At 73.8% G+C, this 15,460-nt stretch carries 3 protein-coding genes; 1 reads left to right on the top strand and 2 read right to left on the bottom strand.

All coding sequences use genetic code 11. The features are described 5' to 3' along the window. The coding region (locus MTP10_RS32235; RefSeq protein WP_310714160.1) for an ATP-binding cassette domain-containing protein at positions 1 to 1,192 on the top strand (1,192 nt) is incomplete at its 5' end. 40 nt (positions 1,193 to 1,232) lie between these two features. Here MTP10_RS32235 and MTP10_RS32230 read toward each other — a convergent pair. Further along, a complete protein-coding gene (locus MTP10_RS32230) occupies positions 1,233 to 10,721 on the bottom strand; it encodes a non-ribosomal peptide synthetase/type I polyketide synthase (protein ID WP_310714158.1) in 9,489 nt (3,162 codons plus the stop codon). After that, positions 10,718 to 15,421, bottom strand: a complete 4,704-nt coding sequence (locus tag MTP10_RS32225) for a non-ribosomal peptide synthetase (protein WP_310714155.1) — start codon at positions 15,419 to 15,421, stop codon at positions 10,718 to 10,720. The genes MTP10_RS32230 and MTP10_RS32225 overlap by 4 nt, the downstream gene beginning before the upstream one ends. Between the last annotated feature and the right edge of the window lie 39 nt (positions 15,422 to 15,460).

Raw genomic sequence — 15,460 nt, 5'->3', positions numbered from 1 at the left:
CACCGCCGCCGCGGCGCGCCGCTGGTCGGCCCGGATCGCCCCGGCCCGGGCCGCGCTCGCGGGCGCGGTGGCGGACCTGGTGCACGGCTCGGCCGACCTGGCCGCGTACGGCGCGGAGGGCCGCGCGCTCGCGACGGCCCTCGACGCGGACGGCGCCCTGGCCGCCCTCGAACGCCGCCAGGCCCGCGTCCACGCCCTCGCCCTGGCCGGGGGCACCCTCGTGCAGGGGCTGACCGTGGCGGCCATCGTCCTGCTCGCCCAGGGCGCCGGCGCCGGGAGCGTCGCCACGGCCGTGCTGGCGCTGACGGCGCTGGTGTCGTTCGAGCCGGTCCTGCCGCTGGCGGCGGCGGGCGAGCGCATGGCGGGCATCACGGCCGCGCTGAAGCGGCTGAAGGAGGTCCGCTCGGCCCCGCCCGCCGTCGCCGAGCCGCCCTCCCCCGCCCCCGTGCCCGCGCCGCCGTACACGGTCGAGGTCGAGGACCTCGTCGTACGGCACGGCGACGCCGCGCGGCCCGCGGTCGACGGCGTGTCCCTGACGCTGACGCCCGGCCGGCGGGTGGCGCTCGTCGGCCCCAGCGGGGCCGGCAAGAGCAGTCTGCTGTCGGCGCTGATGCGCCTGGTCGAGCCCGAGGCGGGCCGGGTGCTGGTCAACGGCGCCGACGTGCGGGGCATGGCGCCGGACGACGTCCGCGCGCTGATGACCGGCCTCACCCAGGACCCGTACGTCTTCCAGGCCAGTCTGCGCGACAACCTGCGCCTGGCCGGTCCCGAGGCCGGCGAGGAGGAGCTGGCCGCGGCCGTGCGCGAGGCGCGGCTGGAGCAGTGGGCCGAGCGGACCGGCTGGGACGTCCAGCTCGGCGAGGACGGCCGGACGGTGTCCGGCGGTCAGCTCCAGCGGCTGGCCCTGGCCCGGGCCCTGCTGTACGACCCGCCGGTGCTGCTGCTGGACGAGCCGGCCGAGGCGCTGGACGAGGACACGGCCGACCGGCTCATGGCGGACCTGCTCGACGCCACCCGGGGCCGCACCACGCTGCTCGTCACCCACCGGCTGCACGGGCTGGAGGACGTGGACGAGATCGTGGTGCTGGAGGACGGCCGGGTCGTCCAGCGCGGGACCCACGCCACGCTGGTGGCCGAGCCCGGCTACTACCGCGACCTGTGGGAGTCCGAGGCCCTCACCCGCTCCCGCTAGCGCGTCCCCCGGCACGGCGCCGCCGTGCCGGGGGAGGCGATCAGGCGACGAGCTGCTTGTCGGCCTGCTGCTGGATCAGGTCCTTGTCGGTGATGACCACCGCGTCGGGGATCGCGTCGGGCAGGTCGTCCTCCAGACGGCGGACCGGCCGGTAACGCGCGGCCGCCAGGCCGATCAGCACCGTCACCGCCCCGGCGACGACGGTGAGCAGGGCGATGCCCCTGCCCTGCGCGGCGCCGGCGATGGGGTCGAAGACGTGCTCGACCAGCGGTCCGGCCAGCAGGAAGCCGAGCGGGACCATGGCCCAGCTGAGCATCAGGTTGGTGGCGATGACCCGGCCCTGCAGGTCGAGCCCGACCTTCTGCTGCACGATGGAGAACCAGTGCGTGTTCAGGAACGCGGTGAGCAGCCCGACGCAGAACAGCCCGATCGCGGGCAGCGCCGGGTGCGGCGCGATCCCGATGACGGCGAAGGCGAAGCCCAGGGCGATGAAGCTGCCGAGGATGCCGTGCGTGCGGCGCGCCAGGCCGCCGGTCACCGTCATGATCACGCTGCCGGTCAGGAGCCCGACGCCCGTCATCGAGAGCGCCACGCCCAGGCCGCCGGTGTCGGTGAGCTTGAGCAGCAGCGGCGTGGCCAGGACCTCGACCATGGCGAAGGGGAAGTTCAGGAACGAGGTGAACAGGATGATGGCCAGCAGCCCGTGCCTGCGGGAGATGTAGCGCCAGCCCCCGGTCACCTCCTGCCAGAACGACTCCTCCCGCTTCTTGAACAGCGTGTTCGGGAAGCGGACCGCCAGCGTCACGGTGACCGCGAAGGCGAAGGTGGACAGGTCGATCGTGACGATGCCGCGCATCCCGATGGCGGCCACCAGCGCGCCGCCCAGCAGCGGCGCCAGGACGGTCCCGGCGGCCTGTCCCAGCTGGGCCAGGCCGTTGGCTCTGCCGTAGTAGCGTTTGGGGACGAGCTGGGCCACGGCCGCCATGTAGGCGGGCTGGTGGAAGGCCGTCGAGACCGCGCCGACGGCGACGATGACGTAGACGTGCCAGAGTTCGAGGCCGCCCGTCCAGAGCAGGGCGGCCAGTGAGGCGGAGGCGACGCCCGCCGCCGAGTCCGCGGTGATCATGACGAGCCTGCGGTTCCAGCGGTCCGCCACCGCCCCCGCGATCGGCGCCAGCACGACGGCCGGCAGCATCGCCATGACCGAGACGACGGCGAACATCGAGATCGACTGCGTCTGCTGGTAGACCCACAGGCCCAGGCCGAACGTGGTCAGTCCGGTGCCGATCAGCGACACCAGCTGGCCGAAGGCCACCAGGAAGAACGTCTTCAGGCTGGCCTGCTGGACGCGCGGCAGGGGCGGCGGCGGTGGAGCGGGCCGGTCCGCGTCGTCGAGGATCTCGGCCAGCTCGGGCGCCTGATGCTTCTGGAAGTAGTGCCCCGCCTTGGGGATGACCTCCAGCGACACCGAGTCGGAGAACGCCTCCCACTCGCGGAAGCGCTCCTCGTACAGCTCGGTGGCGCGATCGTTCTCGCCGACCACGCAGACCAGCGGCGCCGACAGCTTCTTGATGGGCGCCTGGTAGAGGTCGGTGTAGTAGTCCTCGCCCTCCTGGGTGTCGTGGAGGAAGACGCCCATGATGAAGTCACGCTCGCGGGGGTCGAGCTCCTCGGTGAAGAAGCCCATCGCCCGCAGGAACTCCAGCGCCTGCCGCTTGGAGGTCCACCGCTCCATCGGGAAGATCCTGCGGAACCAGGCGAAGGCCTTGCCGGGCAGGCGGGGCGCCGGGAAGTGGCCGCCGATGACCACCTTCACCGGCTCGACGCCTTCCTCCTCCAGCCGGCGGGCCAGCTGGACGGTGAGCGCGCCGCCCATGCAGTGGCCGTAGAGCGCGAACGGCCCGCCGACCTTCTCCTTGATCTCCTTGACGCAGCCCTCGACGAGCTCGTGGAAGGGCAGGACGGGCTCGCCGGGGTTTCCGGTGTCGTGGCCCGGCGGCTCCAGCGCGAGCATGGTGATGTGCTCGGGCAGGGCCGCGGCCAGCGGCTGGTACGTGATCGCGCCGCCGCCCGCGAACGGCACGCAGACCAGGGTCAGTGTGGCCGCGGCGCGCGGGGGCGTCAGCTCGTGCAGCAGGCCGCCGCCCCGCGACGACCCGTCGAGCGTGGCGAACGCCCTGATGGTGGGGTTCTTGAAGAGGTCCAGCACGGTCGCCGGGATCCCGGAGTCCCGTACGGCGCGCACGGCCTTGAAGGAGTCGCCGCCCAGCGCGAAGAAGTCGTCGTCGATGCCGACGCCCCGCACGCCCAGGATCGCCGACCAGAGCTCGGCCAGCCTGACCTCGGCCGGCGTCCGCGGCGCCGCGCCCTCGGCGCGCGCCTGGCTCACCGGCTCGGGCAGCGCCTTGCGGTCCACCTTGCCGTTGGGGGTGAGCGGCAGCGCCTCCATCAGGGTGAACGCCGAGGGGATCATGTAGTCGGGCAGCTTGCGCCGCAGGTGGTCGCGCCAGTCGTGTTCGGAGTCGGCCGGGGTGTGGACGGTCAGGTAGGCGGCGATGCTCTTGTCCTCGTCCGTGCCGCGCACCACCACGACCGCCTCGCGGACCGCGGGATGCGCCAGCAGGAGCGACTCGATCTCGCCCAGCTCGATCCGGTAGCCGCGGACCTTCACCTGCCCGTCGGCCCGGCCGAGGAACTCGATCGAGCCGTCGGCCCGGCGCCTGGCGAGGTCACCGGTCCGGTACAGCCTGCCGCCGTCATGCCAGGTGACGAAGCGTTCGGCCGTCAGCTCCGGCCGGCCGAGGTAGTCGCGGGCCAGGCCCGCCCCGCCGATGTAGAGCTCGCCGACCACGCCGGTGGGAACCAGGTGCATCGCGGCGTCGAGCAGGTGGATGCGGGTGTTGGCGATCGGGTGGCCGATGGTGATCGGACCGTCGGTGACGCGGGTGAGGGTGGACCAGATCGTGGTCTCGGTCGGCCCGTACATGTTCCACAGCTCGGCCACCCGGCCGCGCAGCTCTGCGGCCAGGTCGGCGGGGAGCGCCTCGCCGCCGCAGAGCGCCTTCAGCGCGGGCCCGCCCTCCCATCCCGACGACAGCAGCAGCCGCCAGGTCGCCGGGGTGGCCTGCATGACGGTCGCGCCGTCGAGCAGGGCGGCGAGCCGTACCGGGTCGTAGGCCGCCTCACGGCTCGCGATCACCACGCGGGCGCCGACCGTGAGCGGCAGGAACAGCTCCAGCACCGAGATGTCGAAGGCGAACGTGGTGACGGCCAGGAGCGTGTCCTGGCCGGTCAGGCCGGGCTCGCGGCTCATCGAGGTGAGGAAGTTGACCACCGAGGAGTGCTGGACGCGCACGCCCTTGGGCAGCCCGGTGGAGCCGGAGGTGTAGAGGACGTAGCAGAGGTTCTCCGGGGTGGCCGGCACGCCCAGCCGTTCGGGGCTCTCCTCGGAGAAGCCGTCGTCGACGAGGACGATCTGCCCCTGGTAGCCGGTGTAGCGGCCGGCCAGCTCGCGCTCGGTGACCAGGACGCGGATGCCCGAGTGGTCCAGGATGTAGTCCTGGCGCTCCTGCGGGTACATCGGGTCGAGCGGCACGTAGGCGCCGCCCGCCTTCAGCACCCCGAGCAGGGTGACCAGCATCGTGGCCGACCGCTCCATCGCGACGCCGACCAGCTCCTCGGGCCCCGTGCCCGCCGCCCGCAGGCGCCGGGCGACCCGGTTCGCCCGCTCGTCCAGCTCCCGGTACGTCAGCGAGACGCCCTCGAAGGTGACGGCCACGGCGTCGGGCGTCCGGTCGGCCTGCGCCTCCACCAGCTCGTGGACGCACAGGCCGGGCACCTCGACGTCCTGGCTGTCCAGCTGCTCGGCCAGCTCCTCGCCGGTGAGCAGGACCAGGTCGGACAGCGCCGTACCGGGCGCCGCGACGATCGCGGACAGCAGGGTCTCGTAGTGCCGCAGCAGCCGCTCGACGGTGCCGGCGTCGTAGAGGGCGGTGTTGTACTCCAGCCTGCACAGCAGCTCGTCGCCGTGGTCGTAGGCGTAGAGGACCAGGTCCACCTGGGCGGTGCCCGTCTCCACGTCCAGCTCCTCCACGGCCAGCCCGGCCATGTCGAGGTCGCTCTTGGGCAGGTTGAGCAGGTTGAACAGCACCTGGAAGAGCGGGTTGCGCGACAGGTCCCTGGGCGGGTCGAGCTCCTCCACCAGCCGTTCGAACGGCACGTCCTGGTGGGCGTAGGCGCCCAGCGCGTACTCGCGCACCTGCGCCAGCAGATCCGTGTACGGCAGCCCGCCGTCCATCGTGGCCCGCATGACCAGGGTGTTGATGAAGCAGCCCGCGATGCCTTCGAGCTCGGGGCGGGTGCGCCCGGCCACGGGCGAGCCGACGCAGATGTCCTCCTGGCCGCTGTAGCGGTACAGCAGCGTGTGGAGCGCGGCCAGCAGGGTCATGTACAGCGTGGCGCCCCGCTCCTGGCTCAGCGCCCGCAGCCCCTTGACCAGGTCCGCGGGGAGCGCGCGGGTGGCGACGGCCCCCTCGAAGGTCTGCATCGGCGGGCGTGGCCGGTCCGTGGGCAGGTCCAGGCTGTGCGGGATGCCGCGCAGCCGCCGCGTCCAGAAGCCGAGGTCTGCGGTCTGGTCCCGCTGCCGGCGCGCGTAGTCGCGGTACCTGACCCGCGGCTCGGGCAGCGTCTCGCCGTTGTACAGCGCCGCCAGCTCGGTCCTCAGCAGGGTGATCGTCCAGCCGTCCACGACGATGTGGTGGAAGACGAGCGACAGGACATGGTGATCCGGGGCGAGCCGCAGCAGCCGGGCCCGGAACAGCGGCCCGTGCTCCAGGTCGAAGGGCTGGGCCGCGGCCTCGCTCAGCGCCCGCTCGGCGTCGTCGCAGTCCTCGACCGGCAGCGGCACCTCCCCGGCGGGCAGCACCACCTGCACCGGCTCGCCGTCCGGGGCGTGGAAGACGGTCCGCAGCGACTCGTGCCGCCGCACCAGCTCGCGCAGGGCGCCGTGCAGCCGCTCCACGTCCGGCTCGCCCCGCAGGTCCAGCGCCGTGGCGACGGCGTAGGCGGCCGAGCCGTGCACCTGGTCGATGAACCACATGCGCCGCTGGACGAACGAGACGGGGGCCGGGCCGGGCTCGTCGACGGCCGTGATCTCCTCGGCGGTGCCCGCCGAGGCGACGAGCTGCCGCTGGCCGCCCAGCGTGGGGTGGTCGAAGACGGCCTCGATGGACAGGCCGAGGCGGGCGGCGAGCTGGGTGGCCACGAGGGAGTCGCCGCCCAGGTCGAAGAAGTCGTCCTGCGGGCCGGCCGGGACGATGCCGAGCACGTCCTGCCAGGCCGCGGCGACCGGGTCGAGCTCCTGGGCCGCCGGGGTCTCCGCCGCCGCGACCGGCACCGGCATCGGCGCAGCCGCGAGCTCGGAGCGCCGGGTCCGCGGCTCGATCCAGTAGCGGCGCCGCTCGAACGGATAGGCGGGCAGCGACACCCGCCTGCCGGGCGGGCCGACCCTGGCCCAGTCGACGCCGGCGCCGCTCACCCACAGCCGCCCGACGGCCTCCAGCAGGGCGGCCGGCCCGCTGTCCGGCTCGGCGAGCGGGGCGGCCACGGCCTGGCCTCCCTGGCGGCGCACCAGGGTGGTCAGCGTGCGGCCCGGCCCCGCCTCGGCCACGGCCACGCCGGCCTCCACCAGGGCGGCGGCGCAGTCGGCGAACCGCACGGTCTCCCGCAGGTGGCGCACCCAGTAGGCGGGGTCCTTGGTCTCGGCGCCGGACACCCAGCCGCCCGTGACGTTGGAGAGGTACGGCAGGTCCGGAGTGCCCAGCCGCACGGAGTCCACCTCGGCGGCGAAGGCGTCGAGCACCGGATCGAGCATCGATGAGTGGAAGGCGTGCGAGGTGCGCAGCGGGCGGCAGGCGACGCCCTGCCGGGTCAGCCGCCGCTCCAGCTCGGCGATGGCCGGCTCCGGGCCGGCCAGGACGCAGCGCTCGGGGGTGTTGACCGCCGCCAGGGAGACGTCCTCACCGAGCAGGTCGCCCAGCTCGGACTCGGGCAGCGGCACGGCGAGCATCGAACCCGGCGGCAGGCTCTGCACCAGGCGGCCGCGGGCGGCGACCAGGCGCAGGGCGTCCTCCAGGGTGAAGACCCCGGCCAGGCAGGCGGCGACGTACTCGCCGATGCTGTGGCCGGCCATCATCGCCGGGCGGACCCCGCGCTCGATCAGCGTGCGCGCGAGCGCGTACTCCGTCACGAACAGCGCGGGCTGGGTGAGCCAGGTCTGGTCGAGGTCGCCGGCCTCGCCGTACAGGGCCTGGCGCAGGTCCAGGCCGAGGTGCGGCTCCAGGATGCCGGAGCAGGCGTCGACGGCGGCGCGGAAGACGCTGTCCGACCGGTACAGGCCCGCGCCCATCCCCCGCTGTTGGGCGCCCTGGCCGGGGAAGACGAAGGCGACCTCGCGCGGGTGCGACTCGCCCGTGACGAGCTCGGCGTCCAGCGCCGACCGCGGGTCTTCGGCGACCAGGATGCCGCGGTGCCGGAGGTGGCGGCGGCCGTGCCGGAGGGTGGCGGCCACGTCGCCGAGCTCCGTGTCCGGATGCGCGCGCAGGTGGGCGCGGAGCCGGGTGGCCTGCTCGGCGAGCGCCGTGTCGCTGGCGGCCGACAGGACCAGCAGGTGCGGGCCGGCCCCCGGCGGCGCGGCCGGCTGCTGGGCGGCCGGCCGCGGTGGCGCTTCCTCCAGCACGACGTGGGCGTTGGTGCCGCCCATCCCGAACGCGCTGACGCCCGCCCTGCGGGGTTCCGGGCCCTCGGGCCACTGCGCGCCGGCGGTGGGCACGTAGAACGGGTGGAAGCCGATGCGCGGGTTCGGCGTCGTGAAGTTGGCCGTGGGCGGCAGCGTGCGGTGCTTGAGCGCCAGCACGGTCTTGATCAGCCCGGCCATCCCGGCCGCGGCGTCGGCGTGGCCGATGTTGGACTTGACCGAGCCCAGCGCGATCGGCCGATCGCCGGTGAAGACCTGGGAGAGCGCCGCCACCTCGATGGGGTCGCCGAGCGCGGTGCCCGTGCCGTGCGCCTCGATGTAGCCGATGGTGGCGGGGTCGACGCCGCCCGAGGCCAGCGCCGCGGTGATGACCTCGGCCTGGCCGTCCACGGCCGGCGCGGTGTAGCCGACCTTCCTGGTGCCGTCGTTGTTGACCGCGGAGCCGCGGACGACGGCGTGAATGGTGTCGCCGGCGGCGACGGCGTCCTCCAGCCGCTTGAGCACGACGACGCCCACGCCGCTGGAGCCGATCGTGCCCTGCGCCTCGGCGTCGAAGGGGCGGCAGTGGCCGTCCGGCGAGCCGATGCCGCCGCTCTGGTACAGGTAGCCGCGGCGGGTCCAGGCGTTGACCCGGACCGCCCCGGCCAGCGCGATGTCGCAGTCGCCGGCGATCAGGCTCTGCCTGGCCAGGTGCAGCGCGACCAGCGAGGTGGAGCAGGCGCTGTTCACGCTGACGCTGGGCCCGCGCAGGTCGAGCTTGTAGGAGGTGCGGGTGGGCAGGGAGTCCTTGTCGTTGCTGAGCAGGACCTGGAACTCGCCCACCGCCTTGAGCACGTCGGGCGCGGCCAGCAGGTTCTCGATGAAGTAGCTGCTCATCGCCGATCCGGCGAAGACGCCGATCTGCCCCGGGTGGCGGGCGGGGTCGCAGCCGGCGTCCTCCAGCGCCTCCCAGGCGGTCTCCAGGAACAGGCGCTGCTGCGGGTCGAGGATCTCGGCCTCGCGCGGGGTGAACTCGAACAGCGTGGCGTCGAACAGGTCGATGCCCTCCAGCACCGTCCCGGACCTGACGTAGGCGGGGTCGGCCAGCCGGCCGGGGTCCTCGCCGTCGGCCAGCAGCTCCTCGTCGGTGAAGTCCTGTACGGCCTCCACGCCGTCGCGGATCGCCGCCCAGAACTCCTCGGGCCCCGCGGCGCCCGGGAAGCGGCAGGCCATGCCGACGATGGCGAGCGCGCCCCCGGCGGACGCGGGTGCCGCCCGGACGACCTCCGGCGCGGCCGGAGCGCCGGGGCTCAGGAAGTCCGTCAGCGTGGCGACGGTGGGGTACCGGAACAGGTCGGTGACGGTCAGGCTGAACCGCTTGCGCAGCCGCTCGTGCACCTGCAGGACGAGCAGCGAGTGGCCGCCCACGTCGAAGAAGTTGTCGTCGGGGCCGAAGGCGTCGCCGCCCAGCGCCTCGCGCCAGGCCCGGGTGACGAGCTGGGAGATCTGGTGGCGCGGCAGCTCCCCGGGAGCCTCGTCCCCGGCCATGGCCGCCGAGAGCACCTGCTGGAGGTCGGCCACGAGGGCGCGGACCGTTCCCGGGTGGAACAGGTCCGTGTTGTACTCGACGAGCCCGTCCAGGGTCTCGCGGACGCCCACGGTCAGGTCGAACTTGGCCGTGCGCTCGGGGATCTCCACGGGGGTGACCGTCAGCCCGGCCAGCTCCAGCGCCGCCGTGGCCTCGGGCAGCATGTTGAACATCGTCTGGAACACCGGGCTGCGGTCCAGCCGGCGCTCCGGGTTGAGCTCCTCCACCAGCCGCTCGAACGGCATCGCCTGGTGGTCGTGGGCGTCGAGCACCGCGTCCCTGACCCGCTCGACCACCTCGGGGAACGACGGGTCGCCCGACAGGTCGGCGCGGATGGCCAGGGTGTTGGTGAAGAACCCGATCAGGCCCTCGAACTCGACGCTGTCGCGGTTGGCGATGGGCGTGCCCACCACGAGGTCCTGCCGGCCGGAGCGCCGGGAGAGAACGACCAGGTAGGCCGCGAACAGCACCATGTACGGCGTCGCGCCCAGGCTCCGGCAGTACGCCTTGAACTCCTCGCGCGGGAGGTCCAGGGAGAAGGGCAGCTCGGCGCCCGCGTACGTCTGGACGGCCGGCCGGGGCAGATCCGCCGGCAGCTCGGTGACCGGCGGCGCGCCGGCCAGCGTCTTGCGCCAGTAGTCCAGCTCCCGGCTGTGGTCGTCGTCCCGCTGCCGGATCGCGTAGTCGGGGTACTGCCGGGACAGCGCCGGCAGCTCCCGGCCGTCGTAGAGCGCGCCCAGCTCGTGGCGCAGCACGTCCAGCGACCAGGCGTCGGCGACGATGTGGTGGAGCGTGAGGTGCAGGACGTGCCGGTCCGCGGCTTCGCGCTCCAGGTGCGCGCGGATGAGCGGGCCGGTGGTCAGGTCCATCGGCGTGCCGTCCGCGGTGTCCGCCAGGTCGATCGTCAGCGACTCGGCCACGATCTGGTACGGGCCGTCCTCGTCCATGGCGAACGTGGTGCGCAGGCTCTCGTGCCTGGCCACCAGGGCGTTCAGCGCCCGGTGCAGCGCTTCGCGGTCGAGCGGGCCCTCGATGCGGAAGGCGAGCGGGATCAGGTAGTGCGCGGCGCCCGGCGCCATCCTGTCCAGGTACCAGGCGCGCGCCTGGGTGAAGGACATCGGCAACCGGTCGGGCCTGGACCGCCCGGCCTGCTGCTTCTTCTTGCGTAACGCGTCCAGGAGCTGGCGCTGCTGGGGTGACAGGCTCATTGGTTACCTTCCATGGACCGCAGCAGTGCCTCGGCCTCTTCGTCTGAGTACGCCGCGACCATGAGATAGAGCTCGGCGGCCGCCTCCACGTCCGGTGAGGCGAGCCGCGCGCCGAGCTCGGCGACGGTCGGGTGGGCGAAAAGCGTCCGCAGCGGGACCTGAACCTCCAGCGCCTCGCGCAGCCTGGACGCGATCCGGGTCGCGTTGAGCGAGTGTCCGCCCAGGTCGAAGAGGTTGTCGTGCCGGCCGACCTGCCCGCCCAGCACCTCCTGCCAGATGGCGGCGATGGCCTGCTCCACCGGAGTGGCCGGGGCCGTGACGGTCCGCGTGCCCGTGCCGGGCTCCGGCAGGGCCTGCCGGTCCACCTTGCCCGACGGGTTCACCGGCAGGGAGTCCAGCGTGACGAACGTGCTCGGCACCATGTACTCGGGCAGCCGCTCGGCCAGGTAGGGCCGCAGCTCGGGGGTGCCGTCGGCGGCGACGTACCCCACCAGCCTGCCCTCCCTGGCCATGACGAACGCCTCGCGCACGGCGGGATGCCCGGCCATCACCGCGGCGATCTCGCCGGGCTCGACCCGGTAGCCGCGGATCTTGACCTGGTCGTCCGCGCGGCCCAGGAACTCGATGTCCCCGGCCTCGTTCCGGCGGGCCAGATCCCCCGTCCGATAGAGCCGGCGCCCGTCCCGCCAGGTGATGAAACGCTCCTGGGTCAACTCGGGCTGCCCGTGGTAGCCCCTGGCCAGGCAGGCGCCGCCGAGGTGCAGCTCGCCGGGGACGCCGTCGGGGGTCTCGTGGCCCAGGCGGTTCAGGATCAGCGCCTGGACGCCGGTGATCGGCCTGCCGATGGGGGGCAGCCGCGGCCAGTCCCGCGGAGGGCCGGTGAGCGTGTGGGCGATGTCGATGATCGCGCCCTCGGTCGGCCCGTACTGGTTGTGGAGCGTCATCCACGGCTTGACGAACCGTTCGAGCTGCGGGGTGACCTGGAGCTGCTCGCCCGCGGTGATCACCTCGCGCAGCGTGGCGGGCGGCTCGGTCCCGGCGCCGGCCAGCGACTGCAGCGCCACGAAGGGCAGGAAGATGCGCTCCACCCGGTGGCGCGCGATGTGGTCGAGCAGGGCGGCCGGGTCGCGCCGCACGTCGTCGCCGACCATGACCAGCGTCCCGCCGTACGCCCAGGTGCTGAAGATCTCCTGCACCGAGACGTCGAAGCCGAGGGCGGTGAACTGCAGGCTCCGGTAGGAGCCGCTGTGCCAGGCCATGAGGTTGGCCACCGGGCGATGCGGCATCGCCACGCCCTTGGGCTGCCCGGTCGAGCCCGAGGTGAACAGGATGTAGGCCAGGTCGTCGGGCGTGACCCCGCTGTCCGGCCGGTGGTCCGGCTGCCCGTCGAGGTCGGTGTCGACGTGGACGGGCCGCTCGTGCGGCAGGCCGCCGGCCAGCGGCCGGTGCGTCACCAGGACCGGGGTGTCGACCCGGCCGAGCACCTGGGTGAGGCGTCCCTCGGGATAGGACGGGTCGAGCGGCACGTAGGCGCCGCCCGACTTCAGGATGCCCAGCAGCGCCACGGGCAGGTCGAGCGAGCGCCGCACGTGCAGGGCGACCGGCACCTCCGGGCCCACGCCCATGCCCCGCAGCAGGTGGGCGAGCCTGTTGGCGCGCCGGTCGAGCTCGGCGTAGGTGAGGGCGTCGCCGTCGAACTCGACGGCGACCGCGTCGGGCGTCCTGTCCGCCTGCTGCTCGAAGAGCCGGTGCAGGCACTGGTCGGGACCGCGGCCGGGGGGCTCCTGCTCGCGGGCGAGCAGCGCGGAGACGGGCGCGGCCGGGTCGGCCGCCACCTGCTCCAGGACGCGTACGTAGTGCCCCAGCAGGCGCTCGGCGGTGGCGCGCTCGAACAGGTCGGTGGCGAACTCCAGGCTCATCCGCTGCCCTTCGGCGTAGAGCACCAGGTCGGCCTTGGCGCCGCCGTTCTCCACCTCCTCCAGCATCCGGAAGGTCACGCCGTCGCCCCGCCGGGCGTCCGGCGGGTCCTGCATCGCGAACAGCACGTCGAACGGCGGCCGTCCGTCGGGGCAGAGCTCGCGCACGATCTCCTCGAGCGGCACGTCGGTGGGCGTGGCCAGGACCGCCGCCCGCACCTGCGACAGCAGGCGCTCGAAGGAGGGGTCGCCGGCCAGGCCGGTCCTGATCGGCAGCGTCTCCACGAAGAAACCGATCACGGAGTCGGCGCCCGGCGCCTCCCTGCCGGAGAACGGCACGCCCGTCACGATGTCGTCCTGGCCGCTGTAGCGGTGCAGCAGCGCCTGGAAGGCCGCGAACAGCACCATGAACGGGCTCGCCTGGGCGCGTCTGCCCAGCGCCTCCAGGTCGCCGAGCAGCCCGTCGGGCAGCGTGACCCGGACCCGGGCGCCGCGCCGCACCGGCGCCGCGGCCCCGGGGCGGTCGGCGGGCAGCCCCAGCCGCTCGGGCGGCGAGTCCAGGGCCTTCCTCCAGTACGGCAGGCCGTCGAGCCCTCGCCGGGCCTGGCGCGGGCCGGCCGGCGGGGGCAGGGTCTCCCCCGCGTAGAGCCGCGCCAGCTCGTCCAGGAGGACCCCGGCCGACCAGCCGTCGAAGGCGATGTGGTGGACGGTCACCAGCAGCCGGTGCCTGTCGTCGGCGAGCCGCAGCAGCAGCGCCCGCAGCACGGGGCCGTTCCGCAGGTCGAAGGGGTCACGGGCGGCGTGCCGGGCCAGCGCGTCCGCGCCGCGCGGAGTGGCGTCCATGACTTTCATCGCCACGGTCACCGCCGGCTCGACCACGGGGACCGGCTCGCCGTCGTGCTCCTCGTAGCGGGTGCGCAGGGACGGATGCCGGCGCACGATCTCGTTGATCGCGCTCTCCAGCCGCCCGGTGTCGAGGGGACCGTCCAGGGCGAACAGGATGGGCACGTTGTACTGCGAGCCGGGCGCCATCTGGTCGATGAACCAGAGCCGGCGCTGTGCGGGCGTCAGCCCGTCCTCGGCGGGGGTCTCCGGGGCCGCCGGCGGCAGGGCGTCGACCGCGCGGGCGAACGCGGCGAGCACGGGGTGCTCGAAGAGCATCCGGGGCTCGACCGGCTTGCCCAGCCTCTCACAGGCGCGGGCGGCGACGCGCATCGCCAGCAGCGACTGGCCGCCCAGTGCCAGGAAGTCGTCGTCGGCGCCGATCGGTCCGGCGGCGAGGACGTCCTGCCAGATCTCGGCGAGCAGCGCCTCGGTGGGGGTGCCGGGCGGAGTGACCGAGCGGGGCGCGCGGACCGGGTCCGGCAGCGCGGCACGGTCGACCTTGCCGTTGCCGGTCAGCGGGAGCTCGTCCAGGACGACCCAGGCGGTGGGGATCATGTAGTCGGGCAGGAACCGGCGGAGGTGGGCGCGCCCCTCCTGCTCGGTCGCCGTCCCCACGACGTAGGCGACCAGTTCGTGGCCGCGGACGGCGGTGGTGGCGGCCCGGACCCGCGGGTGACGGCCGAGCACGGTCTCGATCTCGCCGAGCTCCACCCGGTTGCCGCGGATCTTGACCTGGTCGTCGAGCCGTCCCAGGAACTCGATCTCGCCCGCCTGGTTGCGGCGGGCCAGGTCCCCGGTGCGGTAGAGCAGCCGGCCGTCCTGGTCACGGACGAAGCGCTCGGCCGTGAGGTCGGGCCGGTCGAGGTAGCCCAGGCCGACGCACACGCCGCCGAGGTGGATCTCGCCCTCCTCGACCGGCTTCATCGCCTCGTCCAGGAGGTGGACGGTGACGCCGGGCAGGGGCGTGCCGAGCGCGGGCGGGCGGCTCTGCCCGTCGTGGACCGGCACCTCGCCGGCGATGGCGTTGACGGCGCACTCCGCCGGGCCGTAGAGATTGACCAGCCGGAAGGGCAGGCCGGGGGCCGGATAGGTGGTGAGCCGGTCGCCGCCGGTGCTCAGCGTCGCCAGCATGGTCCCCTCGGGCCAGGACAGGCCGAGCAGGCCCTCGGCGATGGGGGTGGGCGCGTAGCAGGTGGTCAGCTCCTGCTCCACGATCCAGTCGCGCAGCGCGGGCAGCGAGAGCCTGGTCCGCTCGCTGGGGATGACCATCGTGGTGCCCGCGGTCAGGTACGTCCAGATCTCCCAGACCGACGGGTCGAAGTTGGGGCTGGTGAGCAGCGGGGCCCGGCCGCCCAGGCCGAAGGTGTCGTGCGACCACCTGATCAGGTTGGTGAGCGCGCGGTGCGGGACGAGCACGCCCTTGGGAGTCCCCGTCGAGCCGGAGGTGTGGACGACGTAGGCGAGGTCGTCGGCCTCTACGTGGGGCGGCGGTGACGCGTCGGCCTCGTCGGACGCGTCGATCACCGGGACGCCGTCGGGGACCATCGCTCGCCATTCCGGCGTCGTGACCACGGCCGCCGCTCCCGCCAGCATGGCGTGGACCCGCTCAGCGGGGGTGGCCGGGTCGATCGGCGCGAAGGCGAGGCCCGCTTTCATCGCGGCGAGCTGGCCCGCGACCAGCCGGATCGAGCGGCCCGCGAGCACGGCCACCCAGGGCCGCGGCCGCGCGGTCGCCGCATGACGACGCAGGTGTTCGGCGATGCCGTTCGCGAGGCGATCCAGCTCACGGTAGGTGAGGTGTTCTTCGCCGGCCGAGACGGCGACCCTTTCTGGGGTCGCGCGCAGCTGGTCCTCGTAGAGGGGCAGAACAGATGCTAAGGGTGCTGCATCTGACGTCATGTGTCACGCCTTGCCATTGTTGAGTTTTGCGTCCTTTGG

The sequence above is a fragment of the Nonomuraea sp. 3-1Str genome (genome assembly GCF_031570565.1).
Taxonomy (GTDB): domain Bacteria; phylum Actinomycetota; class Actinomycetes; order Streptosporangiales; family Streptosporangiaceae; genus Nonomuraea.
The sequence above is the reverse complement of the archived record's forward strand: the minus strand, read 5'-3'. Positions and strand labels throughout refer to the sequence as shown.

Coding starts and splice junctions, on each gene's coding strand:
- MTP10_RS32230 (WP_310714158.1), bottom strand. CDS start 10,721: ATGAGCCTGTCACCCCAGCAGCGCCAGCTCCTGGACGCGTTACGCAAG.
- MTP10_RS32225 (WP_310714155.1), bottom strand. CDS start 15,421: ATGACGTCAGATGCAGCACCCTTAGCATCTGTTCTGCCCCTCTACGAG.